The organism is Flavobacterium sp. OHVDL-2026-0007 (genome assembly GCF_059882335.1).
Window position 1 is genome coordinate 4,485,649 of the sequence record NZ_CM187612.1, and the last position, 26,455, is coordinate 4,512,103.

Consider the following 26,455-nt stretch of genomic DNA (forward strand, 5'->3'; position numbering starts at 1 on the left):
TGTTTACTATAAAAGACTACCATTGTCCTTTTTCAGGTCTTAAATCTTGTAGTACAGGTGTACTAATTGATTTTACTCCCTTTTGTAAGGTTTGATTCTTTTGTTCAAAAATAACAATATTGTTTTTGCCTTTTTTAAGCCAGCATCCTGGTAGGTAAAGGGTTTGTTGCGGACCAACACTCCAGTAACGTCCAATATTGATACCGTTTACAAAGACAATTCCTTTGCCCCAATCACGCATATCTAAAAACGTATCTCCAGTTTTACTCAGGGTAAAAGTACCTTGGTATACAGTTGGGCGGTCTATTTTAGCTGAATTTTTATAAGCAGTTAAATCAGGCTCTTGGGCCATTGGTAACTGATACATTTTCCAATCTCCCGTAATCGTCTCACCATTAATGATAACCGGACTAATGATTCCTTTATTGTTAGCATTAATTTGAGAGCCATAATTGATACGTCCCATGTTTTCTACGATAATGTCTAAAGTAGCATTGAAAGGAACGTCAATTTCACAGTCGTATTTTTTGTAGTAACGGTTTAATTCGGCTACTTTTTTACCATTTACGTACACTACGGCATAATCGCGTAATCCGTTTAGTTCTAGTTTTCCGCTAATGGGTTGGGTGAATCTTTTGCTGTACCATACATATCCATCACCCTGGTTTAGTTGTTCAAACGTTAGGGGGGTATCACTAGTAACAGGAGTGATTTTAGCTTTTAAATCAGCTAAATCAACCGCTTTAGTCAAAGCAATATTAGGAATGGTAATGATTGGCATTTTTTCAGGAACTGCAGGAGTTTCTTTTGTTTTTAATAACTCTCTAAGTAGATTGTACTTTGGAGTGGCCCAACCTGCTTCACTAATAGGAGCATCATAATCGTAAGAAGTCATGTCGGGTTGAATGTCATGTTCTTTATCGTAATTGGCTCCAGTAGTAAAACCGAAATTTGTTCCACCATGAACCATATAATAGTTGAATGAAACTTGATTGTCTAGGTATTTTTTGGTCAACTGAGCCGTTTCTTCTGGTGCTTGTGTTGGGAACGGTTCTGCCCAATGATCCAACCAACCTGGATAAAATTCCGCTACCATATAAGGGCCTTGACCATTGTTGTATTTATTGACAACATCTTTTAATTTCTTAATGTCACTCTCGCCATTGGCGGTTGGCAAGGCACCTGGTAAAGCACCACCTTCGAACAACCAACTTCCGTCAGAAGTAAAGAAAGGAACTTCAAAGCCAAGATCTTTTAATTGTTGAAAAACCGCTGCGCTGTATTTTTTATGATCAGCTAAGGGAATATCTTTACGTTGGGCAACATACGAACCAAATTCATTTTCGCCTTGTACCATAATGATGGGACCACCTTTGGTAATTTGCAAGTCTTTAACTTGATTGTATAGCTCAGTAAAATAGGCTTTGGTAGCGCTTAAATATTCTTTATTGTAACCGCGAATGACCATATTGGGAACATTTTGTAAGAACCATGGATAACCTCCAAATTCCCATTCAGCACATACGTAAGGACCTGGACGTAAAATAACGAATAGACCTTCTTCTTGTGCTATTTTGATGTATTCAGCTAGGTTTTTGTTTCCCGATTTAAAATCCCAAACTCCTGGAGCTGTTTCGTGGTAGTTCCAAAAGACATAGGTCGCTACCGCATTTAAACCCATCGATTTCATCATCTTTAGACGATGACGCCAATAAGGCTGAGGAATACGAGAATAATGCATTTCACCTGAGTGAATTTGTACTGGTTTCCCGTTTAATAAAAAATGACCATCACTAATCGCAAAAGTTTGTTTTTGCTGGGCCGTTACGGCCGAGAGGGTCAGAAGAGAAAATAGGAGGGTTAAATAGACTTTTTTCATTTTTAATAGAAGTAATGATTAAAATATATTGTGAAATTGGTTTTTTGGTTGATGCGAATTTCAAAAAAGAATCTAGAACTGATTTGATTGAGGCAAGTTGTACATAACGAACAAGAGGACGTCCTTAAAAAGTGTCCTCTTGTTGCTACTTAACTAACCAAACATATTATTCTGAAAATTCTAATTTTTTTAATTTGTTCCATCCACCACGTGTGAAATCTGGGATTTCTACTGGAGCAGAACCGTTATCAAGTGAGATTTCAGTTAATGGAGCTAAACAAGACCATTCTGCTAAATCGTAAACATCCATATCTAAAGGAAGTCCTTTTTGTAAACAGTGAATCAAACGGTAATCCATGATGAAATCCATTCCACCGTGTCCACCCACTTTTTTCGCTTGCTCTTCGATATTCTTCACCATTGGGTGTTTGTATTTTTGCATCAAAGCTTTTTTAACCTCGTCAGGAACATAAGAGTGTGCACTCAACTTCTCGTGGTTTGGTTTTACGTCATCACTTAATTCTTTACCGTCTAAAGCATATCCTTCGAAAGGGTATTTGTTTGCAAAACCTTTAGTACCACTTAATTGATACATTCTGCTATAAGGTCTAGGAGATGTAACATCATGTTGAATTTGAATTGTTTTCCCGTTTTCAGTACGAATCATCGTCATGGTGTGATCACCATTTCTAAAGTCTTTAATTTCTTTTCCTGTTTTTTCTTTGATGAAAGCAGGGTTTCCAACTGCTTTTGTATCCATAGAAACTAAGAAATTCATTTTATCACCACGGTGAATGTTTAACGCCTGACAAGCAGGTCCCATACCATGTGTTGCATAGATATCTCCACGGTGTTTGATGTTGTAATCCATTCTCCAGTTATTCCAGTATTCACCCCAGAAAGGTTGTAGACCGTGAATGTAAGAACCTTCAGCATGCAGAATCTCTCCAAATAAACCTTGTTGAGCCATGTTTAATGTAGTCAATTCGAAGAAGTCATATACACAGTTTTCAAGTTGCATACAGTGCTTACGCGTTTTCTCAGAAGTATCAATAAGATCCCAGATTTCTTTCATATTCATTGCACCTGGAACTTCAATGGCAACGTGTTTACCGTCTTTCATTGCTTGAACACCAATTTGTGCATGGTGTTTCCAATCTGTAGCGATGTATACTAAATCTACGTTTGGTAAAGCGGTAACTTTTCTCCAAGCGTTTTCATCTCCAGAAAATTCTAATGCTTTTGGAAGTCCAGCTTTGGTTAAAATTTCATTAGCTGATTGTGTGTTTTTTTCTAACATATCACAAAGTGCTACGATTTCCACACCTGGTATGTGTGTCATACGTTCTACAGCTCCTGGTCCACGCATTCCTAAACCAATAAAAGCCACACGGACAGTTGGGATTGGTGCAGTTGCTAAACGTAGAACATCTTCTTGTCCTTTTGCACGTGCAGGTGCTTTAGTTTTGATCATTTGTGCTGATGCACTTGTCCATCCAAACAAAAGACAAGCCACTAACATGAATTTAAAAATACTAGTTTTCATAATTTAATTAATTTGATTTGTTTGATAATCGTACTGTTGATTATCAGGAAAAATTGTTTTTGTGTTGTTGCTTTATACAAATACCTATTTAAGGTAGATTATTGAAATTTATTTCAGGCTTTTTATTGTTTAAGGGCCTAGTAAAACTTGTTTTTGGAGTGGTGTAATTGTTGAAAAAACCTCCATCTTTCAAATAAAAGGAATTCTGATCCAGTCCACCTGCAAAATCCATTCGGTATTCTTTAGTTCCAGTATTGTCTGTTGTAAAACGAACGGTGTTGATTTCTGACCAATTCCCTTTGTCGTCACAAACCCATTGATTATTGAATAAAACTTTACGCGATAGATCTCCTTGTTCGGGAATAAAATTCTCTAGAAACGAATGAAAACGTTTTAAATATGTATTCGTTTCTGGGCGGCTAAAGCTAGCGATTAATAACCATTTATTCAATTCAGGAGCAAAGAAATAGGCTGTGTAATTGGTCGTATTGTTCTTTTGCGGTATTCCACTCAATAGAAATTTATAAGAAGTTCCTGCCTTCCAATTGTATTTCAGATAACTTTGACCACCTGATCCTTCGTTTCCGAATTCACCAGTATGCACATTTTCTCCTTTTTTAAGCATTTTAATTTTATGCGTCTCTGGAATGCTAGCCGGATCATCTGTTGTAAAGGGACTCCAAACAGAAAATAAAACTCTTCTTTCGGTTGGTGAGTTTACTTGAATACCAAAATAGCCTTCTCCAAAACCATTGGCCATAAAATACGAACCAACTTTGTCTTCATTTACAGGGATGGTAACTTCGTTGTAGTACCAGGCTGCATTGGTGGTTTCAGGTACTTGATAGTTTAAATGTACCGATGGACCACGACGTCCCCAGTGATAAAAACTCCCTTCATTGTTCGGGACATAAGAGATTTTACCCTCATAGTCTGCACTTGAAATAGTTAAGCGATCAAGAGAGGGAAAGCGGTCTCCTGTTTTGTTGATGGCTTTTATTTTAATGGCCACATAACCTTCCTTGTTAACTTTCCAAGTTCCTACTGTGATGGCTTTTTTTGAAGTATCGAATTTTACTTTTTTAGCTACATTGTTAATCGAAAACTCCAGTTCTGATGGACCATAAACCGTTACGGATTCTTCAACGGTAATTTGAAAGGTTCCCGCTTTAGAAACTCTAAAGTAGGCCGTAAAAAATTCCTTCGAGTCCGTCCAGTTTTCAATACCGCGATTGGTAATGCTGTTATTGTCTTCTAAATGTTTAGAACTAAATGCATTTCCAGCCAAAGGCAAAGAAATAGTCGTTTTTGGATTGTTTTTCGCTGGATTTTCATTGGGATCAATTCCAGTGAAAGACATGAATAACGAAGCAAGAAATAAGCAAAATAAGTTTTTCATTTTCTGTGTAATTAGTTTTTTTTACTTTTTAAAAATTGCCTCTCTAATCTACCAAATTAGAGAGGCTTCAAAAACAAACAATCTAAATAAATTACGGATTTTGAGTCAAAGTTCCTGGGTATGCGTTGATTTCCGATTGTGGAATATATTGTACTACTCTTAGACTTGATGCTGGAAAATCAATCATTGGTTTATGAGGACCAGGATAATGACGAGTCATGGTTTGTCCATTTCTGTAAACATCATAGCCACGGTGTGCTTCAAATGCAAGCTCTAATTGACGTTCTTCATCGATACGTTGTACTGCATTTGTACTGTTTAATGAAGTATAACCACCACCTACGATTGCTCTTTCACGAATAATGTTCAAGTTGGTCAAGGCATTGGTGTAGTCTCCTTTTTTAGCATAGGCTTCAGCCATATTCAAGTACATTTCTGCTAATCTTGAAATAGTAGGTGAGTGTAGATGAGAACTGTTGTCTTGTAGAGAACACTTCGTAATGTAATACATTGGATAGACACGATTTAATAACATCATATAATCTTTCTCCCCTGTGTAGGTCTTACCTTCATAAGTAATAGCGTATTGGTTTTCAGCAACATTAACTGCTGTAAGATTATAATCTGTAGTTCCGATAGTGATATAATAAGAACCATTTGAATTAGTCTTAAGTGGCTGCTGTATATAGTTGTATCCTGTTTGTGTACCAGTAGCATCTTTTGAGTCCGTGATAAAACGGAAAGCTGCTGTTTTATTGTTTGCAGCATCTAATTCATATTGTGGATCGACAAACGCCCATCTTGCATCTTTTTTCATACCTGATTTGCGTAACAAATCAAGGTATTTAGCACTAGCATACATTTCTCCCCATCCTTGTCCTTGAATGTTGGCATACATACCTCCAATTCCATAATAATGATCATCACCTGAGAATTCTGATGCGACACGTTTAACAGCAAAAATAGTTTCTGTTTGTCCGCTTGCATCTGGAGCAAAGGTGTTGTATTTCATAAAGTCATTTCTGTTTAACAAATTATAACGACCACTAGAGAGTACTTTATTAGCATAGTCAATCGATAAAGAAGCATATTCTTGATTTGGACTCTCGTATGTTCCACTCATATATAAGTATACTCTAGAAAGCATCGCTTGCGCTGCTTCTTTTGTTGCATATGAAGCTGTTCTGCTTTCATTCATTAAGGCTTCCCCTTTTTTAAGATCACTAATCGCTTGCTCGTAAGAAGCTTTTACTGTTGCTCTGTCTGGAAGGTTGATGTTATCGATGTCAGCTGGTAATCCATTTACGATTGGTACTCCCAAATTGGTTTCAGGAGATTGTGCATAAGGTCTACCATAGGTACGGGTTAAGTAAAAATAGATCATTCCTCTTAAGTAATACGCTTCTCCTAACTGTTGATCAGTTTTAGTGCTTTCTCCTTCGGAAATCATTTTCATTAAATCACTTGATTGTGAAATGATTTTATAACTATTGTTCCAAAATGTAGATAGTCTGTCATTATTAGTGACATGCTGATAGGAAATAAAAGAATAGAAGGCATCAGTAGAGGTTCCTCTAATCATGATGTTATCTCCTGGATATTCTCCAACACGGTGCATGACATCAGACCATCCTTTAAGTTGTGCATAACATCCACTAAGTAATACTTCTACAGCAGCTACTTTGTCTTGTAAAATTTTATCCTGTGTATATGATCCGTATGGTTCTCGATCTAATTCACATGAAGATAGAAAACTTAAGGCCATACATAATATAAATATTTTTTTCATGATTTTTTTTTTAAAGAGTAAGATTTAAACCTAGTACAAATTTGCGTGTCTGAGGGTATACAGAGGTAGCAACTCCTGTTACCGATCTTACACCGCTAGCTTCTGAAGGTGGGATCTCTGGATCAACACCTGAGAAATCTGTTATGGTGAATAAGTTTTCTCCAGAGACAAATAATCTTAAGCTAGAGATGTTCAAACGCTCAACAGGTACATTATATCCAAACGAGAGACTTCTCATTTTTAAGTAAGATCCATCTTCTAAGAAACGAGTAGATGATTTATTTGATTGACTATTGTTATCATAAATGGCCTGTGGGTGTGTGGCAATATCACCTGGTTTTTCCCAACGGTTCCAACCCTCTTGAAGGTTCATTTGATTTCTGTCTGTATAGGCTCCATCGGAATCAAATTCCGCACGAGCATAATTGTAAATTTTACCTCCTACTGAGTAGCTAAAGACAGCTCCTAAATCGAAATTTTTATAGGTTAAAGATGTTGAAAATCCACCATAATAATCTGGGGTGTATGCTCCAGCAGCAATTTGGTTTTTTGAGGCATCACCATAGCTAAATGTTTTAACACGCTCTCCACTAGTGGCATCTGTTTTAAACCATTGCGCTTTACCAGTAGCAGGATCTACGCCAGCCCACTCGGTAAGATACCAAGTATCTACATCATAGCCAGGTTTTAATAGTTTGTACGCTGAACCCGCAATATTGCTTCCGTCCCCTACGATAATTTGTTGTTTGGTTCCGTAAAGACTCGTTACTTCATTTTTGTTGAAACCAATATTAGCATCTACATTCCATAACCAATTTTTATTCTTGATAACATCTACACTAACCGTAGCCTCAAAACCTTTGTTTCTTACAGCACCAACATTTTTCCAGATGCTTGTTACTCCAATAACTCCCGGAAGGGGTACTTGATATAATAAACCTGAGGTGTCTTTATCATAATAATCCAAGGTTACATTCACTCTGTTGAAAAAGCTAGCATCTAAACCAACACCAGCTGTAAAGGTTTTCTCCCAACTTAAATTAGGATTTGCAATTTGTGAAATAAGAGCTCCAGGGTTTTCATTATAACTAGATTCCACAGAGTATAACGGTAAGTGTAAGTATAAGCCTGTTGGTCTATTTCCTACCGAACCATAACTTGCTCTTAGTTTCAAGTTGTTGATATAATCTGCTGTAAAGAAACTTTCTTTATGGATATTCCAACCACCACTGATAGAAAAGAAATTACCATATCGTGCATTTTTTCCAAAATTAGAAGCTCCATCACGACGCAATGAAAATTGTGCCATGTAACGGTCGTCATAAGTGTAATTGATGTTGGCTAACAAGGATTGTACAGCCCATTCGGATCTGCTTCCACCCACTTTTTCTGGGACAGCGGCAGCATCTGAAACGATAAACCCAGGAGGTAGACCTGTGGCAACTCCTACTGTACTTTTACCACTATATTCATTCCACTCATACCCTGCAACCGCGTTTAAAGCATGTACACCAAAGGATTTATTGAATTTAAACAATTGACTTGTATAAAGACGATTGTTGCTACTGGTGTTGTCTTCAATTCTTCCTTTGACGGCCAATCCTCCAGATGATCTAGGATCGGTGTAATTCATTGAATTGAAGTTTGAAAAAGTATAGTTATTGGTAGAAGTAAAGGTCAACCAAGAATTGAATTTAATATCAAAGTCTAAATTGCTTCGTACCGCATATCTTTCAGATTCTGCAAAATTCCATTGTAAGTCATACAAATAGTTTGAACCAGTTGTATTTACCCAAGTAGGGTTTGGTTGGTTTCCTACCAAAGTACCATCAGCTAGGTAGGGATTATCCCAAGGCATATTACCATACATAGCCCCTACATCATGTTGTTGGTCGTTGGTTTCAATACGAGTAATATTGGCTTGAGGACGAATGGTTAACCAGTCGTTTACTTTATAACTAAATTTAAGAAGTAAGTTGTAACGCGTGTAATCATATCCTTTTACAGCACCTGTCTCATCATAAACACCAAGAGAAACATAACTTTTAAAGACATCAGTACCCCCGTTTATAGAGAGGTTAAAATCTTTTGCAATACCGGTTCTCGTCGCATTTTTCCACCAATCGTAATTTTTATTTCTCAATTGTGGATTCCACCACCAAACATTACTAAAATCTTGTTTATTAGCGAATGAATCGTATAAGTCGTATAATTCTTCTCCATTCATAATGCTGAAATTTCCTGAATTTACAGTTGTTGCAGCAGTTTTCATAGAGGCATTAATAGTTGCTTTTCCATTTTTACCACTTTTTGTGGTCACAACAATAACACCATTTGCTCCTTGTGAACCATAAACAGCAGTAGAAGCCGCATCTTTAAGTACGGTTAAAGTTTCGATATCAGCAGGATTCATGTTTCCTGAACTACTCCCTACAATAACACCATCAATTACCCATAATGGATCTGTGCTTCCGTTAACAGTGGTTTTTCCACGGATAACTATTTTACCTGCATCTCCTGGTTTTCCATTTCCAGAAGTTACATTTACTCCGGTTGCTTTACCAGCTAATAAATTCTCTACAGATGGAGTGGTTACATTGGTTAACTTTTTGTTGTCTAAAGTTTGTAATGCTCCTGTAAGACTTTGTTTTTTTATTTTAGAGTAACCAACCACAACAACTTCGTTCATTTGTTGCCCGGCTTCTTTTAAGGTAACTGAGATTGGTCCTTTGCCTACCGTTACTTCTTGCTCCTGCATTCCCATATATGAAATGATCAACACCGTTTGGTGGTCTGCCACTTCAATGGCAAATTCACCATTGAAATCGGTTTGTACACCGATGGTTGTTCCTTTTACTAGAACATTCACCCCAGGAAGAGGGACTCCATTAGTATCTGTGACTTTACCCTTAACAATTTTTTGAATTAATGATAAATCAATGCTGTTTGTGCTGATTTTTTTGGTCGGAGCAGCTGTTGAAATCTGGAACGTGAATGCTAACAATGAAAGCACTGTTAATTTGACTTCCTTACTAGATAATTTTTGAAACCGCAAACTTCTAGGTTTTTTTTCAATTAATAAGTTCATATTCTTAAAAATGGGGTTGGTTAATAATGCGTTCTACGTGAACTGGTAATCTCTTTATAATAATAGCTCTAAGGAAAATGACCTTAAATGAAATCTCAATTAATTATTCTTTAGCCTATAAAAGGGTTTTGAATTTTATTTATGTATTCTTAATTGCATCCTCTTTTTCTTGTTTATTTCATCACAATTCTTTAACAGAAAAAAGGTGTGTTTTTATTAAGATATGACGAAACTATATATTTAATTTATATTAAACAAGGAAATGCACTAAAAATGTGCTCGAACACACGATATTTGTGTTCTCGAGCACATAAAAATTAGTAGAAATGTTTTTTTAGTCGTAAAATTCTAGTTTTTTGCTAAAAAAAATGAGGATTCATTTTTGTTGAAAAATTGCAATTTTGCACATAATTATTATTAGATGACAAAATATAGAATTAGATTGATGAAAAAGTTATGGAATTCTTATTCATAGAGTGGAAGTGCTCTTGAGGATTTAGACGTATTATTGTTAATTTTTTGTGATATATTGGGCTGTTATGAAGCTGTAAAACAGGATATTTTAAGTTTTTTTGTAGCGAGTTGTTGTGGCGTAATGTTGCTCAAATTCTCGTGACGATTCGCAGGCTTTTTTTAGTTAAAATTTTAGGTATGCTTGTTTGTTTTGGAAGGAAATAAGGGACACGTATTTGGTAACTGGGATAATAGAAAGCTCTTTAAGAAAATCCAGTGGGATTTTTTTTTGGTTGCGCATAAGAAAGCATTAATAAAGCAAAGCGTTGGTTTTAATGAAGAGTGAGTAAGCGTAACGTAGTGTTGAAAGAGCAGGAGGCCCAAAGGGATTAGTCTGATTCCTCTTCTTGTATTACGCAATAGGAAAGAGGAATTCGAATCTAATAGGATGTATTTGGTGTAGCATGGCTGTTAAACCATGGATTGTTCTTTATAAAATGCCGCATTTTCAGAGTTGATGATGTCGATTGGCAAAAGGGTTACCGCGGGGGTTTCTTTATGAAATAGAAAATGGTCTACTAAATAGGTGAGGCCAAGATAGGCTTGTCTTTTTTGGTTTTGGTGAATTAAAAAGTCAATGACACCAAGATTGAGATGGTTGACATTTTCATCGATTAAATCGTAGCCAATAATGCGAATTTTTTTATGTTCAACAGCACTGATGGTTTTGGCTATTTGATAAGCTTTGGAGGTGGTAATAAAAACAGCAGACAATTCAGGGTTTTCATTGATGAACTGTTTTAAGCTAACTTCGATATTTTGACTTTTGAAGTTCAAAGTAGCAATCTGATACGCTAATTGGTCTGTTTCGCTAAAATAGTTTCTAAAACCTCGCTCTTTTTCCTGCATGTGAATCGCATTCTCATAAGTCTCGTCGATATGAATGATGGCAATCTGACCTTTATCTAAAATCGAATTTAATAGTTTTGCCGCGACACGGCCGCTTCTAAATAGATCTTGCCCAACAAAATTTTTGATCGAAGTCGATTCTACCTGGTTATTAAAAGTGTTCACAATAATCTTTAAAGAGTCGTATTTATGGATAGCATCTAAGGTTTCCTTATGGAATAAAGGAGCCAATAAAACGGCATCGGGCGCTTTGGCTATTATGGTGTCATTAGTAGTAGTGAACGATGTTGTTTTTTCAGGGTCGAAATAAAAGGTTTCTACCAGTATATTGTAGGCCTTAAATTCGGCTTCCGCCTCTTTTATACCGTGGATACACGGTAACCAATAAGGATCGATTTTAGGATCGGGTAGTAGGATACAAATATGATAAACCTTATTGTTTTTTAAATTTCGGGCAATAAGATTGGGTTCGTAATGAATGACATTTAAAACTTCGTTTACTTTTTCTAAGGCTAATGGAGAAACTTTTCCTCTCTTGTGTAGCACTCTGTCAACGGTGCCTTTAGAAACTCCTGCGAGGTGGGCAATATCTTTAATGGTATATTTTTTATTCATAAGTTGACCAGTATATAAGTAACTAAGAAGTTATTTTTAAAGCGTTATCATACTCTCGGAGCTCATCCAATGAAGAATGATTATGGACAGAGATTTAGTTAACACCAGCTCATTAAAGCTGGTGTATGTTTTATTTATCGCAAGGACTATTAGCTCTTTTTGGAGTTAAGAAATATCCTTTTTTCCTGTATTAAGGCTGTGAATCTTTGCTTGAAGTTTGTGCCATTTCAACACTTAATTCGGTATTGGTTAGCTTTAATTCTTCGCGTTTCATTCCTTTAAGAAGGATGTTTTTTCCCAATACGTCTTTTCCTATTTTATTTCCACTAATGGTTACATTTTTACAAGCCTCAAGTCGAAAATTGTATTTTTCAGGATACCAAGGGGTAAAAGCAAAACTGCGTTTGATGGTATTGTTTTTAAAACTTAATCCGTCTACCGATACGGCATACAGTAGGGGGTAATCAGATGGATTGAAACTGTTGTTTTCGATTTTTATATTTTTATGAAAAGGCTGCGAAGGATTTGGTGTTGGGATTTCAGGATAAATACTAATCACAGCTTCGCAGAATTGATAGTACGACGAATTACACGGAAATCTAAATTCATTATTTTTAATAGTAATATCTTTTACTGCACCGCTTTCGTACCAGTAATTGGCATCTCCAGCAATAAGAATGGCCGAACCGCTGGTTTCAAAGATGTTATTTTCAATACGTACTTTCCCTGGTGTAGAGATCAAATACCCTCTGGCTCGGTTACTACCTACAAAACAATTTGTAATGGTAGCATTGGGTGTCCAACTCATGTTTTCTAAAACAAAGTTAGCATCTAGGGTAGCGGGGATTTTATCTTTGAATCGAATAATAAAATGATCAACATCTAAAGGTTCAAAACTGGAAACAGTACCATAGGATAAGGTATTCATTTCTTTCTTTTGAATAAAGCCCACTTGATCTCCAACGACTGCCCATAATAAACCGTGAGACATATCTTGACCAAATTTGCATTTTAGGGAATAGTCATCTACTTTTTCAACTACGGGTACATAAGTACCGTGAATGTTGATAGGGTCATCCATTAATCCTTGCGCATCGCAATTATCGATGATGAGTTCCCCTTTACAACCCATAAAGTGCAACCCATCATCATGTCCACTTAGGTAGCGATTTTTATGAGGATTAGGAATCATATTGACATTTCTCATTTCTATATTTTCACAGTATTGGGATAAGATGCCCAAACCAGAAGTATGATAGACATTAATGTTCTCTAGTTTGGTGTTTTTACTATGAAATAAAAACATGCCAGCGTGATCGCGAGTACCATGTCTTAGTACAAGGAAGTTCCCAACAGCAGGAGTTTTGGTAAAGTTTCCTTGCATTAAAACCAAACCAGGTTTTACTTCACTGTATTTTACATTTTTTAAATCCCCTTTGACACAACCATTATCTCCAGTATTGGCTGGAATAATATGATTTTTGTCAAACTCAATTAACCATGAACCACTGGATAAGGCCCAGTTTTCATTGGCTCCTTCACCTACGAAAGTCAAACCTTTTTCGTGGATTTTATAGGGAGATTGTGTGATGTCAATTTTCATCAAAATATGATTTTGATCGGCCTCTATCACTTCACTTTCAGACGTTAAAGGAACATCCCAATCAATGTTCACATTTTTGATTGTGATGTTTTGTGAATTATCTAAAGTGAAAGGTTGTATGTGCTGGTGGTACACAAAATCAGACTGCTGGGCATCGATGGTGATGTTTTTTTTGTCTTTGATTAGTATAGCCAATTTTCGTGTGTCTGCATCGTAGGTATTACTCTCGTAATAAGTTCTATAGTACTTTGGATCAGGATAGAAATCATAGCGTCCTTTTGGAAAAATGATTTGTACCGATTCGTTACCCAACCCTTCGATGAGCTGATTGACCTTGGCTGTTAGATTTTCTTTCGTATTGGCCACAATACCATAATCTGTAACATTTATTTTTTTGACCTTATTTTGGGCGGTACAAATCGTTAAAAGAGAGAATAGGGTGAAGGTGAGAAAATGTTTTGTCATCTGGGTTTATTTTTTTTGCTTTTTGGATGGTTAATTTTAAAATAGTTAAGTTGTGTACTAAAGACCGATATTGGTCTTTAGTACACTCCCTATTTGATTCTAATGGTAAAGAACTGACGAACTATTTTTGATTACTAAATCTTTTGATCAGTGGTGTTATATGCTTTTTAGTGTCTTGGTCTAGTGCGGATAAAGCTTGATCTGCCTCAGCTGCGGAATACTTAGTTAACCCTGTTATACCTGCTGCAATCACATTGTAAGATTCATTTTTGATACTTTCCTGCATCAAGGCTTTATAGGAGGCATCACCCGTTGCAGCCAATTTTACAATTGCCGCTGCTCTGCTAGCGGTTTTCTTATCATTTTGGGCAATAGTGAGTAAACTTTTTAAAGCTGTTTCTTTAATTTGGGTATCGCCTAAATCAATGGCTTTAATACTTAGTATTCTTAAGTCATCTTGTTGATCTTCTAAACCAGCTAATAATATAAGTTGGGCCTCATGACTTTTTTCTTTTGCCGCAAATTTTATCGCTTCAATTCTGTTGTAATACGTAGGAACATTTTTGTATTGATACAGATAATCGGCTATTTTTTTGTTGTCGTTCACTTGACCTACTAAAATTTTATCGGGATCAAGATCTATAAAATTGGGTTGAGCAGGAACATCAAAACTAAAATTCTGTTCTCTTTGATCAATCAAAATATCCTTTCTTATTTTGGTCCCATTTACATAAAAATCAACTTTTAATGGTAAACTGAAGGTTTGTATAGAAGTGTCTTGTGTTTGTTTTACTCCGATGCTTGCTTTTCCGTTGGCATAACCATATTCCACATTCAAAATAGGATTACCTCCCACGTAGTACCATTGGTTAAAGTAAGGATTCCAATCTTTTCCAGTTACTTCCTCCATTGCCAAACGCAATTGATGTGTCTCTCCTGATTTAAAGGCATTGGTGGTTAAGTAACGATTTAGCGATTTAAAAAAGGCAGCATCTCCCATTTGATTTTTGATGGCATACAAGATAATTGAACCTTTCGAATAACTGATATTATCAAACATATCGTCCCTATTTTGGTAATGAAAACGAGCCAATGGCGGACTTATCCCATTTTTAGAAGAACGCAAACAGTTTTGTAATTTTTCATAACGAGATCTGTCCTCTGCATCTTGACCAGCATCATGTCCATGTCAAAGTACTTCACCGAAAGTAGCAAATGATTCGTTCATCGTTAAGTTTGACCAAGATTCTGCTGTTACATAGTCCCCAAACCATTGGTGAAAAAGTTCGTGAGCTATAGTACTTTCCCCATTATCATCGAGCAATTCTCTAGCTGTTTTTTGCACCTGCTCACCATGTAAAGTGGCTGATGTATTTTCCATCGCACCCGAAACATAATCTCTAGCGACTATTTGGGCATATTTGACCCAAGGATAGTCTACCCCCAACATCTTGCTGTAGAAATTCATCATATCGGGGGTCTTTCCGAAAATTTGCTTGGCATAAGGCGCATATTTTGGTTCGAGGTAATAACTTACTTCTTTTCCATTATAACTGTCTTTGTATATTTTAAAATCCCCTACGGCCATCATGAATAAATAGGGAGAATGCGGTACATCCATCTTCCATGTATCGGTGCGAGTGCCGTTTTTGTTTGCTTTTTGTGAGGTTAATTTTCCATTAGACAACGAGGTGTATTTGGCATCAACAGTCATGGCAATTTCAGCGGTTGTTTTCTGATTGGGTTTGTCTATTGTAGGGAACCAAGCCGAAGAAGACTCCGTTTCACCTTGTGTCCAAATTTGAATTGGTTTGTCGTCTTTGCCATCTGGATTGATGAAATACAATCCTTTAGCATCGGTAATGGCAGCACTTCCTTTGGCTTTTAGCTCATCTGGTTTTGCAGTATACTCAATAAAAATAGTATAGGATTCTGAACCTTTATAGGTTTTGTTTAAGGTAATGAAAAGCTGCTCGTTGTCATAGGTGTATTTAAGAGGCGTTTTTATCTTTCCATTGATGATCGCAATTTCTTTAAAATCCATCCCTTTGGCATCTAGTGTAAGAGAATCGGTTGTATAAAAGTGTGGTTTGAGTGTAAGCCAAGCTTTTCCGTATAAATAGCGCTTACCATAATCAAAAGAGACGTCCAATTTGGTGTGTACTAAATCGTGAACTTTTTGAGGAGTAACTCTATAAATAGCCAATTCATCTTTGTTTTGATTTGCTTGCTGCGCGACTGTTGTTTGACAGGCTAAAGCAACCATACTCATAAGGGTACATTTAAAAAAAAGTGTATTCATTTTGTTTGATTTACTAGTATTATTCTTTGATCGACCAAAAGGTCTTTTTTCTTTTTTGTTTACTTATTGTTGTAAAGCTTCAATAATGCGAACCTCTCCATCTTTTTCATCTTCTGTTAAGTTAGGGCTTAGTTTTTTAGTATAAACGGCTAAACACCACTGCACAATTTTATGGTTAGGATACGCATTGGCTTGCTCTTGTAACCACTGTTGCGCTTTAGAAGCAGTAGCCGTTTTTTCGATCGCCCAAGCGGAAACGAGTTGATTGGCGGGTAAGAAATTCATCACTGTATTGTCAACTTTAGGCTTGAAAACAATGATTTTTTGCAATGATTGGAGCGCTCTTTCTTGATCTTGTAGACCACTGTAACATTGATAGTCCAACCAATTTTCAAGTCTTTCATCAATATCGGTTTCATAGGGTTTTCCCACACCTAAATTTTCAGGCCATAATTTGGCATCGGCAATAAATTGTAGGGCTTTTTTGTATTGCTTGTTTTTGATTTCTTTCACAGCTTGCATCAGTTTAGCTTCATGATACAATTGTCTTCCTGCTGTAGCTCCTTCAAAAGGAAGGATTTCTAATCGGGTTAGAAAAGCATCAGCTACAACGTATTTTTTGTTTAACAACAATGCTTTGGCATATAACATTCCCATGACATAATTTTCGGGGTGTTTTTTATAAAAACGCTCTGAAATAGTCAAAGCCTTGTCGTATTGTTTCTGTAGGATGTAATGCTCGGCTAAGAGTTTTTGATACCTCCATCCTTGAGGAGCCAGTTCAATAGCTTGTTGAAGACTCTTCAATACCAATGCTGCATCCTCTTTCATCAAGGAAGCCTTGGCTGCATAAAAAGCAGGGTCATTGGGCTGCGTACCACATTGTAAAAACAATTCTTTTGCTTTTACAGTGTTGTTGCGATTCCATTCGATTAAGGCCAGATGGTATTTGAGTTGCCATTGCTTATTGTTAGGCAATAAATTTTCCAAAATAAGGGCCGTTTCTGCGCGAAAAGGGAAACTAATTCCAGGTTGAATACTACTTAAATCAACAGTTTTATTGGTCAAGTAGGCTCTCCAGTAGAGAACTTCAGCATTGGGAACTGCAAGAGAAAAGATTTTTAAAGCTTCTTCTTTTCGTCCCAATTGCTGATACCATATTCCTAATTCTAAATAGGTTTGTTCCGGCATTTCGTTTCGTATGTTGGAGGTGAAATGCAGTTGTGATGCAGGAGAAGACTCCCAAAGAAATTTTTCAAAAGCAATAAAATGATTTAAAGGATCAATAGTACTGATCTTATGGGCTATTTCGGCTGCTTTATCAGCATTGTTTTGTACGCGATACAGTACGGCTAACAATTGTAAACTTTCTATATTATATTGATTGTTGAGTAGACTTTTTTGTGCATATTCGATCGCTTTTGTAAGGTCGTTTTCAGTAAAATAAAGTTTACTCAAGGCCGTATAAGCAGTACTGCGATATTCAACACTTGAAGCGGCAATATCAAATCCGTCTTTAGCATCAGTGCGGTTTCCTAAATGTAAATTAGCAAGACCGTAATAATAATTTGCCGCAGGGTCGTAGGTGTTTATAGCCAAGGCTCGACTGGCCAAAGCAAGGGCTTCAGCGTATTGTAAATTTCTAATGCGTAAGCCTGCTAAGTCCGATAAAGCTGGAGCGTAGTAGGGATCTTTTTTCAAGCAGTCCGTCAGAAACTGAGCTGCTTTTGTATCGTCTTTAAAACTGATGTAATTTTTTCCTTGTAGATACAGACCATAAACCGAATTGTTATCAAAATCTTTTGGCATTTCTACGGGGCGGGCCAAATCTCCATCTTCTGGAGCTGAATTCCAAACAAGTTTGTTGCCTCCCAAGATGAGTTTTAATTTATTGGAATCAACGGCAATGCGAATCGAGTCTTTGAATGTTTCTAAGGTTTTTAGCACTATGTCTTTAGAGTAGACTTTTTGATCACCATTGAAAATTTCTAATTTTTCATTTAATTTTTGTAGTGGAGAAAAATAGATTTTCAACCATCCATCTTCATTAATCACATTGGCTGCACCATAGTCATTGGCTTTTACAAAGCCTTTAGTTTGTTTTACAGGAAACCAATATTCTGTCCAAGAATCGGTTTGATATGGGGCAAATGAACGTTGTTTAAAAGGGGTGTAGATACTAGTCTCACCAGCTTGATTAAATAATCTTCCACTTTGTACCTCTACATATTGACCATCAGTATCGGTTAGTAATTTTTCCCAAATCATACCCTGGCCAGAGAGTCCCCAAATCCATATTTTTTTACCTGGTTTGTCATCATGATTGCTGTATCTTCCCATTCCAAAGTCTTCGTCATGGTAGTATCCACCAAAGAAATCGTTGTATTTACCAAATACATGGTAGGATTTGTAACCCCCAAAATTATTGTTTTTATAAAAGGATAAATCTTTATTCGTTTCCTTGTCAATTGGCCAGGCACTGTATTCACCATTATGACCTAAATACTTTTTTCCAGGATAAATAAATTGCAAATCTTTTCCCGCTTTAATACCCGTATTCATCCAGGTGTAATAAGGCTGTTCCATTTCAGTGGAATTAAACCAAAAGGAAGAGGTGGTAAAATAGGCTTTGTCTTTGGGTAAGTTAATGTCTAATTTCCAAGAGGTACGGGTGAGTAAATCCAAAACGCCAATTATACAGCTGACGCTTCCGTCTGCTCTGGTTATGGTGGTGTAATCCACAGGAGTAGCACAATTGGGCGTATGACCAATAATGCCATAATTGCCTTCCACACCGCCGCTGGTCCAAGGACCACGCATGGCAATATCTCTGAACTTGATAACATGATTGTTATAAACAATGTCTTTTCCTGTTGCTTTTTCTATTGCAGACCAAACTTTTCCGCCCACTTCTGGCAGTATCGTAAGCTTGATATAATCGTTCTCCAACTCAATTACCTTCCATTCTTTTTGTACGGCTTTAGCAGTAAAACCATCAAAACGGTAGTACGGGTAAATTTTGGTGTCCGGCTTTGGAATCGGATCTGGATCCGAAAAAGGATAAGTAGTAAATACTTTTTTGTATTCCTTTATGGTGGGGTTGTTTTGCGCATGAATAAACAGACTTCCAAAGAGCATGATCGATAAAAGTGGTCTAAGTTTCATATGGAAGTATGGATTAGGGTTAGGGAAGAGTATAATTTGGTTGCTTTTTAGTCCGATAAAAAGCAACCAAATGGAGTGGGAGAAGGGGTTATTGTTTAATAATAAGCAACCATCCTTTTCCTTTTGTTACAGGTAGTTCGTCCTTTACAGTAAAGGTTTGCGCTGATTGGAAATTTTTCACTTCAGGAGCCACTATGCTTGCTTTAGCAGGATTGATTCCTAATTTTTTCCAATCGATGTTTAGTTTTACTTTTACATCTGTATCGGCCCAGCTTGCAATAGAGATTAAGGCCGTTCCGTTCTTTTTATAAACCGTTGCGAGTACTTTGTCATTTGATGTTTTTACCGGACAGTTTTCGCTCCAATATCCAATCATTTCAGAACCTTTGATACCGAAATCATCCCATAATTTCCAGATTGGTCTTGGATCTGCATTATGACTCCAAGGCATTCTGTTGGTCATTCCGTAAACCATTCCTCTCCAAGGATTACCGCCATCTTGTAGCATTTCACCCATTAATCCAAAAGGGATTCCGCTTACTTCAGTTAAGAAAAAGTCAGGTTGGTTCTTTTCGTAATCAAAATATTCTCCGAACCATAGTTTATTGATGTATGGAAAGTGCTCCATATATAAGTTGGCACTATTGTTAAATCCGTCACTTTTATTGTATTGATTAGCACTGTGTAAGTCGATAATTCCAGCGTGACCATCTTTAGTAAGAACTCTTTTGATACGTTTCATGGTGATTCTATCAAAAGCCACATCGTCTAGATAAATACCGTCAATACCCACGTTTTGTGTTAACCAATTCATACCTTCAACATAATAATTATGCCAACGATTCATACCACTGTTGACAATGGCAGCATCTTTAACTTCAGGAACAAACCATGCAGCAATATAATCATCACCTACGTGTTCTTGCAACCAGGAGAATCCACCACCTTTACCAGGAGAATAAATTTCGTGACCTAAACTTTTTAAGGCAAAAGTTTCATAGGCTTTATTGGAAACTTCTCTTACCGTATTGTAGATTTTTACTTTTAAGCCTTTTTCATGAGCCTCATCGATATATGTTTTCATCTTTTTATATTCAATAAAAGGATAATTTATATAGGGGTTGATGGCATTACCATGATGAATATTAATGATAGAAGCTCCTGTTTTAACAATAGTATCTATGCTACTGTAACTGTGATAGAATTTAGTGTTCCATTGAAAATCAGTATCTATTTTATGGAATGGGGTAATCAATAAATTAAAGTTGTAATACAAGACCTCTCCTTTTTTCATCGTACGAGCTCCACTATAAGCATTGACTAAAACGGACTTTTGGTTGGGCGTAATGCTAATTCCTCCTTTGTTTTCATTGCCCCATGAAGTAGGTAATAATAAAGGTTTTTGTAAATAGAAATTCGTGTTTAAGGGACGGCTGTATTTTTCATCTCTTAAAGAAAATTGCAATCCTGAATTAACGTTCCCGATCCAGGCACCATCTTGATTTTTATTGGCTACATCCCATTTCCAGTCGAAAGTGGCAGGACGATCGCCACCTTTCTGCCCCAATCCCATCATGTATTTTGCAGAAGTAGGAGCCATAGGTAGTTGAAAATTAATATCATTAAAAGTGACTTCTTCTAAAGCTGTAACTTTAACGGTATAATGTACAAAACCGTCAAATTCAACAACAGCATTGACATCCATTTGAACCGATGGAGTCGTAGAGGTACTTTCCCAAGCTACAGTTCCGGCTTCTTTTTTAGTGAATTTTAATCCTGAATTTTTCCATTGTGTCACTTCTTTTCCTGAAGCATCTATAAAATGAAATGCCACTGGAGCAGTCAAAATATTGTTGGCTTTTGTACCGATAACGGTCATTTCTGGAGTAAAGAAAGTTTGAATCTGTGTTGGGAATCCATTTGGACCGACCGTTAATTTTCTACCTAGTAAAGCTATTTCGTTGTCTTTAACTACAAGGTCAGTATAAGGGGCAATAACGGTATTTTCTTGCGCTAAAGTAGAATTCAGCCATTTCAAACGTGTCATTTTCTCTGGAGAATCAATTCCACCATTTTTAGTAACTTCATTAGTTACTGTAATTTGAAGCGTAATTTCTTTTGATTTACCATCAGCATTTACGACAGCTTTTCCCGTGTAAGTACCCGCAGTAGCTGTTTGTGGAACATCGATTCCACACCACATCGCCTGTACTTTTCCTTTTGATACCAAAACGGTATTGTTAAAATCAGACCCATCATATCGTGTACCATCGGTATTGATGCAGCTAATATTCTTGGCTGCAATGATCTCTCCAGTACTACTCTTTAAGTCAGAAAAACTAATCTTTACATTGGCTAAATCCGTTAAGGCATAAATACCTAATTGAAAGGCTAAATATTCTCCTTTTAAGGCCGTATCTGAAAACGTATTTTGGACTCCTTTTTGAATCCATCTTTGCGGTAAATCGTTTTTCATTCGGATAGAATATACTCTGTCCTCAGGGAAAACTAAAAAGGAATTGCCACTATTTTTGGCAATAATGTCTTTTGTTTCTGCTGCAGTAGCAATGACATCCATTGGGTAAAAGCTGTTGAACGCATTTATACTTTGAATTTCTGTAAGTGAACAGTTATTGGCTAAATTAGGTTTGATTTTCGACAACCATTGTACGTCTGCTTTATTTTCTGGTTTTACATAAACCCCTTTAAGATAGTTGGCGTCCCCTTCATCAATATAAGGCATATAATAAACATAATAAGTTCCGTTACCTGAAACAGGCTCAAAGAAAATAGTACCGTTTTCTCTATTGATATCTATTGTCTTGATATTGGTTATGGTGTTACCGGTTTTAGCATCTTGAACAATGATTTGTTTTTGCTCCGGATTCGGATCTCTTCTACGCCATTCGATAGTGGTCTTGGCCACCGGTCCTTTACCCGTAAATTGCACGACAGCGCGATGGTTTCCAAGTTGATTCGGATTCCAACTGTCATTACCATCGGTATATTTGATTTGTTGTGCCGCTAAGGGAATACTAAAAATGATCAAACATAGGATCAATAGTCTACTCAAAAGCGGTCTGTTTTTTAGGTGTGGTCTCATTTTTATGATGTTCAAGTTAAAAAGTGTACAGGTATTTTAATCGTTAGTAAACGGCCTTCCAACCCATCTTTTTCCAGTAGGCGATAATGGGTTTATAAGGACCGTATTTGTGTTGTTCTTTTGAAAAAGGATCGACAAAAGGAGTGTGAGCGTAGTCAATAGGTTTGCCCATTTTATCCGGATAATCTAAGGTTTTAGGATTAGGTCTTGTATGTAGAGCATCATCATTTACGAAGGCCGCAATGTCCAATGCTTGAGCATCGGTAAGATAAGGTTTTCCTAGCGTTACTTTGTCATAAGGCATATTGCCTTTTAGCCATTGCGCTTGTTTGATTACGCGGTGCATACTTGATCCTGGTTGGTAAGCATATTTGCCCCAAAGAGGAGGGTAGGTGTAGCCAGACTGATCCGCATTGTATATTCCTTCACCATTATTGCCATGGCAACGTGCACAGTTTTCGACAAAAAGAGCTTTTCCTCTTTCCGAGCTAGCCGCTACGTCTGGAAATGCTACTTCTAAGTTTTTGGCTCCTTTGAATTGTCCATCTTTAGGAACAAATTTGCTGATCCACTTAAAGTACGATAAAAAAGCAACCATTTCTTTGGAGTCAAGTGGAAGTGGTTTCCCAGAATGTGGACGCATGACACAGTTATTAACACGCTCGGCAAGTGTGAGCACCTTATCTTCTCTACCGCGATATTGAGGATAATTATCGTGTGAAGACATTAAGTTGAACGCATGCGGTTTGGTACCAGCCTCTTGATGGCAGTTGGTACAATTCATTTTGTTACCTAAATATTTTCCATTAATACCATTTGGACCTATATAGTAGGCTGTTTTTAGCATTAGTTCTCTACCGTAACGCACCGATTCTCCAAATTGATCATTTGGGATCTTCGCCGTATCAATAGTAATATATCCTTCAGTATCCGCCTCAGTAGTTTTTGCAGCTAAAGTTTGCGAATTTGACTTTTGGCAAGAATTGAAAACAACAATCGGTAATGCGGCAAACAGACCTATAAGAATTATTTTTTTCATGTTTAAAATTTTTAATCGGACCCTCGGACTAGTAAAAAATCAATCTCGATGGTCAATGTTTTTAATTTAGAAGGAAAGGTTTCATTTTTTCCTCCGGGATAAACTGGGTGCGGTAAGGCGGGATTTCAGATTCTAAGGCCCAAAGTAAAACGCCTTTTCTATTGGTTAAAACCGTTATGTGTCTTTTAGAAGAACAAACTAATAGGGCATCTTTAGCAATCATATAAGCACTACCCATTCGGTCATTGTAAATATCGGTAGGTAATTTTATTTGAAAATCCAGTTTTACGCTTTTTCCTTTTTCGTCTATTTTCAAAGCAAAAACGGAGGATTGTTTTTTATCGACTCCATTATCAAAAAACAGTAAACTACCTTCTTGATCAATATGTGCGGCATGGGCTTGAGAGAAATAGCTATCTTTAGTCATCGTCAGTGTTCCCCCTTTTCCTAATTTCCAGATTACTTTTCCAGTTTTGGCATCCACTTTCCAAATTTGACCATTGTTATAAAAAGAAATCAGGAAATTACCATCTTTATCATAATTCAAGCTGTTGGCGTGCATCCAATCTTTTTTGGTGGTCAGTAGTTTTTTGTCTTTCATAGGATCTAAATCATCAAAAACACTCCATTTCCAGAGCTGTTTTCCTTTTCTGTCCAAAATCAAAATGCCGTCTCCATTGATGGTATCTTGCTTTTTTCCTCCAATTGCCGTCAAATCGCTTATCCTTTGATCCACAAATAAGGTGACGATTTCGTTGGTTGATTTTTTGATAATTTCATGATGAATCACTTGTTTAAAATCACCTTGTCCTTTTTTTAGGTGTGTTAAGGTATCGCCTTGTAAATTAATTTCTAAAATTTCGCTACCATAACTTGTTGGTTCATCGTTGGTTCCTAAAATAGCCAGTACAGTTTGATCATTCGTAAAATGGGCCACCTTAAATCCAGTGTCTTCTACGGTATGATACCATCTCAAATTCCCTTTGTAATCTACAATATAGGCCACTCCGGGAGTTTCTCTTTTGGCCAAGAGCATGAAACCTTTTTTGAAATTCTCAGGTAAGAGTTCTGGTTTTGGACAATTGGCTTTGAATTGATTTTGCAGCCATTCGGGTAATTTTCGTGATTTAAACGTATATACTTTACTGGTGTCTTTTACTTGGTCCTGAACAGTAACCAATTGATAACTGTAATTGGTTTCTGGAACAATGTTGCAGAGCACTAGTGAATGTGAACGACCTATTTTTGAAATTGGAGAAACTATCTTGTTTTTAGTTCCGTTTTTATCAGACCAATATGTGGCATATACCTGTACATCGTCATTCGTACTAACATCGATTTGAATCTTCAATTCGTTGTTGCTATGAGTCCCAATGTGGATATTTGTTATATAATTGCCCTGCTTTTTAGAACAACTTGCCAGTGCAAGTAGTACCCAAATAAAACTCCATTTTAAAATTAATTTTTTAATCATCATAAGGCTTCTTTAATGAAACAGCAAAGTAGTTCTTTTATAAATAATCAAGAACAGGCAGCCATAGGCTGGCCTATTCTTGATTGGGTATTCTTTATTCTCTATCGGCGTTGCTTAACTTAGGGTTAAGGTTTACCTGACTTAATGGATAGGTGTAATATTTGTTTTTCGGCATCTGGATTTGTGCTGCTTCACCCACTCTAAGGTGGTAAGCATTAACCAAAACATCGTATTTGTTCATTCTAATTAAATCTTGACGACGTTTTCCTTCGTAGAATAATTCCCATCCTCTTTCTTGTAAAATAGCATCTCTTAAGCTAGATTGATTATGATCGGCTAAAACCAAGAGTTTCGCATGTGATCTACCTTTAACTTGATTGATAAGACCAATAGCTTCAGAAGTTGGACCGCTAATTTCATTTATTGCTTCAGCTCTGCTTAACAATACATCAGCATAACGCAAGATATTGACACTATGACCATCATAATAGGTGGTGGTTTCGTCATCTGCATATTTTCTGGTGGCTACATCGGGCATGTACAATTCACCCTTTGGTGGTTGAGCACCTAGAGTAGGAGCTTGTTTGTGCAATAAACCATCAGAACCCATGAATTCAGGGAAAAAGCATTGTTTTCTTTCGTCTTCATTACCAAAAGTGTTGTAGAAATCCCAGTTCACCGTATAATACTGCCATCTGTTTTGAACAACAGGATGATCAGTTGGACCAAAGTGATTCAATAACTCCGTTCCGTTTACATTAGCATCACTTAGGGAAGAAAAGATGTTTTCGCTACACCATTTGTTGCTTTCTTTGAATAATCCCAAATAAGATGGGAAAAGACTGTATTGATTCAGGTCCATTACTTGTTGGGTAAGGCTAACCACTTTTGCCCAATCATGTTTGCGTAAATACAACTTGGCTAATAAAGTTAACGCAGCTCCTTTGGTAGCGCGACCTACATCATTACTGCTGTAAATAGCATTGGATACGTAATTTTTAGGCAATACATCAGCTGCGTCAGTCAAATCTTTGATTAAGAAAGCATCAATTTCATCCACTGAGGTTGGAGCAGTTTGATCTAAATAATTTGGATTGGCCAAATTGGCTTCGGTTACTAAAATAACAGGCCCCCAAGCATCTGTTAAATCCATATAAGCGGAAGCTCTTAAAAACTTAGCCTCAGCTATAAATTGCGCTTTCTCTGCCGCAGTAATCCCCTGCATTGGTGTAATGTTGAAGATCGAGAAGTTGGCATTAGCGACCAGCTTGTACATCGCATTCCAATCTTCTAGAAGCAAACCATTACTAGAACTCCATGTTCCTAATGATAGTTGTCCTGGATCGCCTCCAAACTGACAATGCCCTAAATCGGTAGCAATGTCTGTTAGTGCGAAGTGTCGTGTTGCCCAATAGGAAAAGTTATCTCCTACAGAAGGTCCTTTAAGTCTACCATAAATGGAATTGATAGAGGCTATCGCATCCGACTTGGTCTGAAAACCATTGGTATTGGTTAAACTACTGTATACCTCAGGATCAAGATCCTGATTGCACGAAAATTGTGCACTGGCAGTAAGTAAAAGAAATAGTATTGTGTATTTTTTCATTTTGATAAATTTAGTGTTAC

The 26,455-nt window shown here is 36.8% G+C and carries 12 protein-coding genes and 1 pseudogene; all 13 read right to left on the minus strand.

Going from position 1 to position 26,455, the window contains the following annotated elements:
- Positions 1–16: 16 nt before the first annotated feature.
- On the minus strand, positions 17–1,879 hold the full coding sequence (locus AC51AA_RS18415; protein WP_500703656.1) for a glycoside hydrolase family 35 protein: 1,863 nt from the start codon (positions 1,877–1,879) through the stop codon (positions 17–19).
- 166 nt (positions 1,880–2,045) lie between these two features.
- A complete protein-coding gene (locus AC51AA_RS18420; RefSeq protein WP_500703657.1) occupies positions 2,046–3,425 on the minus strand; it encodes a Gfo/Idh/MocA family protein in 1,380 nt (459 codons plus the stop codon).
- A gap of 88 nt (positions 3,426–3,513) precedes the next feature.
- Positions 3,514–4,824, minus strand: coding sequence for a DUF3472 domain-containing protein (locus AC51AA_RS18425; protein WP_500703658.1), 1,311 nt, complete (start codon positions 4,822–4,824; stop codon positions 3,514–3,516).
- Between the two features lie 91 nt (positions 4,825–4,915).
- Positions 4,916–6,613: a RagB/SusD family nutrient uptake outer membrane protein gene (locus AC51AA_RS18430; protein WP_500703659.1), complete on the minus strand. Its 1,698-nt coding sequence runs from the start codon at positions 6,611–6,613 to the stop codon at positions 4,916–4,918.
- Positions 6,614–6,623: 10 nt separating this feature from the next.
- Positions 6,624–9,626, minus strand: coding sequence for a SusC/RagA family TonB-linked outer membrane protein (locus AC51AA_RS18435; RefSeq protein WP_500705659.1), 3,003 nt, complete (start codon positions 9,624–9,626; stop codon positions 6,624–6,626).
- 999 nt (positions 9,627–10,625) lie between these two features.
- Entirely contained in the window at positions 10,626–11,678 is a 1,053-nt protein-coding gene (locus AC51AA_RS18440; protein ID WP_500703660.1) for a substrate-binding domain-containing protein, read from the minus strand.
- Positions 11,679–11,868: 190 nt separating this feature from the next.
- Positions 11,869–13,746 carry an alpha-1,3-galactosidase-related protein gene (locus AC51AA_RS18445; protein WP_500703661.1) on the minus strand — a complete coding sequence of 626 codons (1,878 nt, stop codon included), beginning with the start codon at positions 13,744–13,746 and terminating at the stop codon, positions 11,869–11,871.
- A gap of 121 nt (positions 13,747–13,867) precedes the next feature.
- Positions 13,868–16,048: pseudogene (locus AC51AA_RS18450) on the minus strand (M1 family metallopeptidase).
- Positions 16,049–16,111: 63 nt separating this feature from the next.
- Complete coding sequence (locus tag AC51AA_RS18455) at positions 16,112–19,213, minus strand: DUF5107 domain-containing protein (RefSeq protein WP_500703662.1); 3,102 nt, start codon at positions 19,211–19,213, stop codon at positions 16,112–16,114.
- 88 nt (positions 19,214–19,301) lie between these two features.
- On the minus strand, positions 19,302–22,316 hold the full coding sequence (locus AC51AA_RS18460) for a glycoside hydrolase domain-containing protein (RefSeq protein ID WP_500703663.1): 3,015 nt from the start codon (positions 22,314–22,316) through the stop codon (positions 19,302–19,304).
- 43 nt (positions 22,317–22,359) lie between these two features.
- Positions 22,360–23,355, minus strand: a complete 996-nt coding sequence (locus AC51AA_RS18465) for a c-type cytochrome (RefSeq protein WP_500703664.1) — start codon at positions 23,353–23,355, stop codon at positions 22,360–22,362.
- Between the two features lie 61 nt (positions 23,356–23,416).
- Complete coding sequence (locus tag AC51AA_RS18470) at positions 23,417–24,832, minus strand: aryl-sulfate sulfotransferase (protein WP_500703665.1); 1,416 nt, start codon at positions 24,830–24,832, stop codon at positions 23,417–23,419.
- A 91-nt stretch (positions 24,833–24,923) separates the two neighbouring features.
- Positions 24,924–26,435 carry a RagB/SusD family nutrient uptake outer membrane protein gene (locus AC51AA_RS18475; protein ID WP_500703666.1) on the minus strand — a complete coding sequence of 504 codons (1,512 nt, stop codon included), beginning with the start codon at positions 26,433–26,435 and terminating at the stop codon, positions 24,924–24,926.
- Positions 26,436–26,455: the final 20 nt, after the last annotated feature.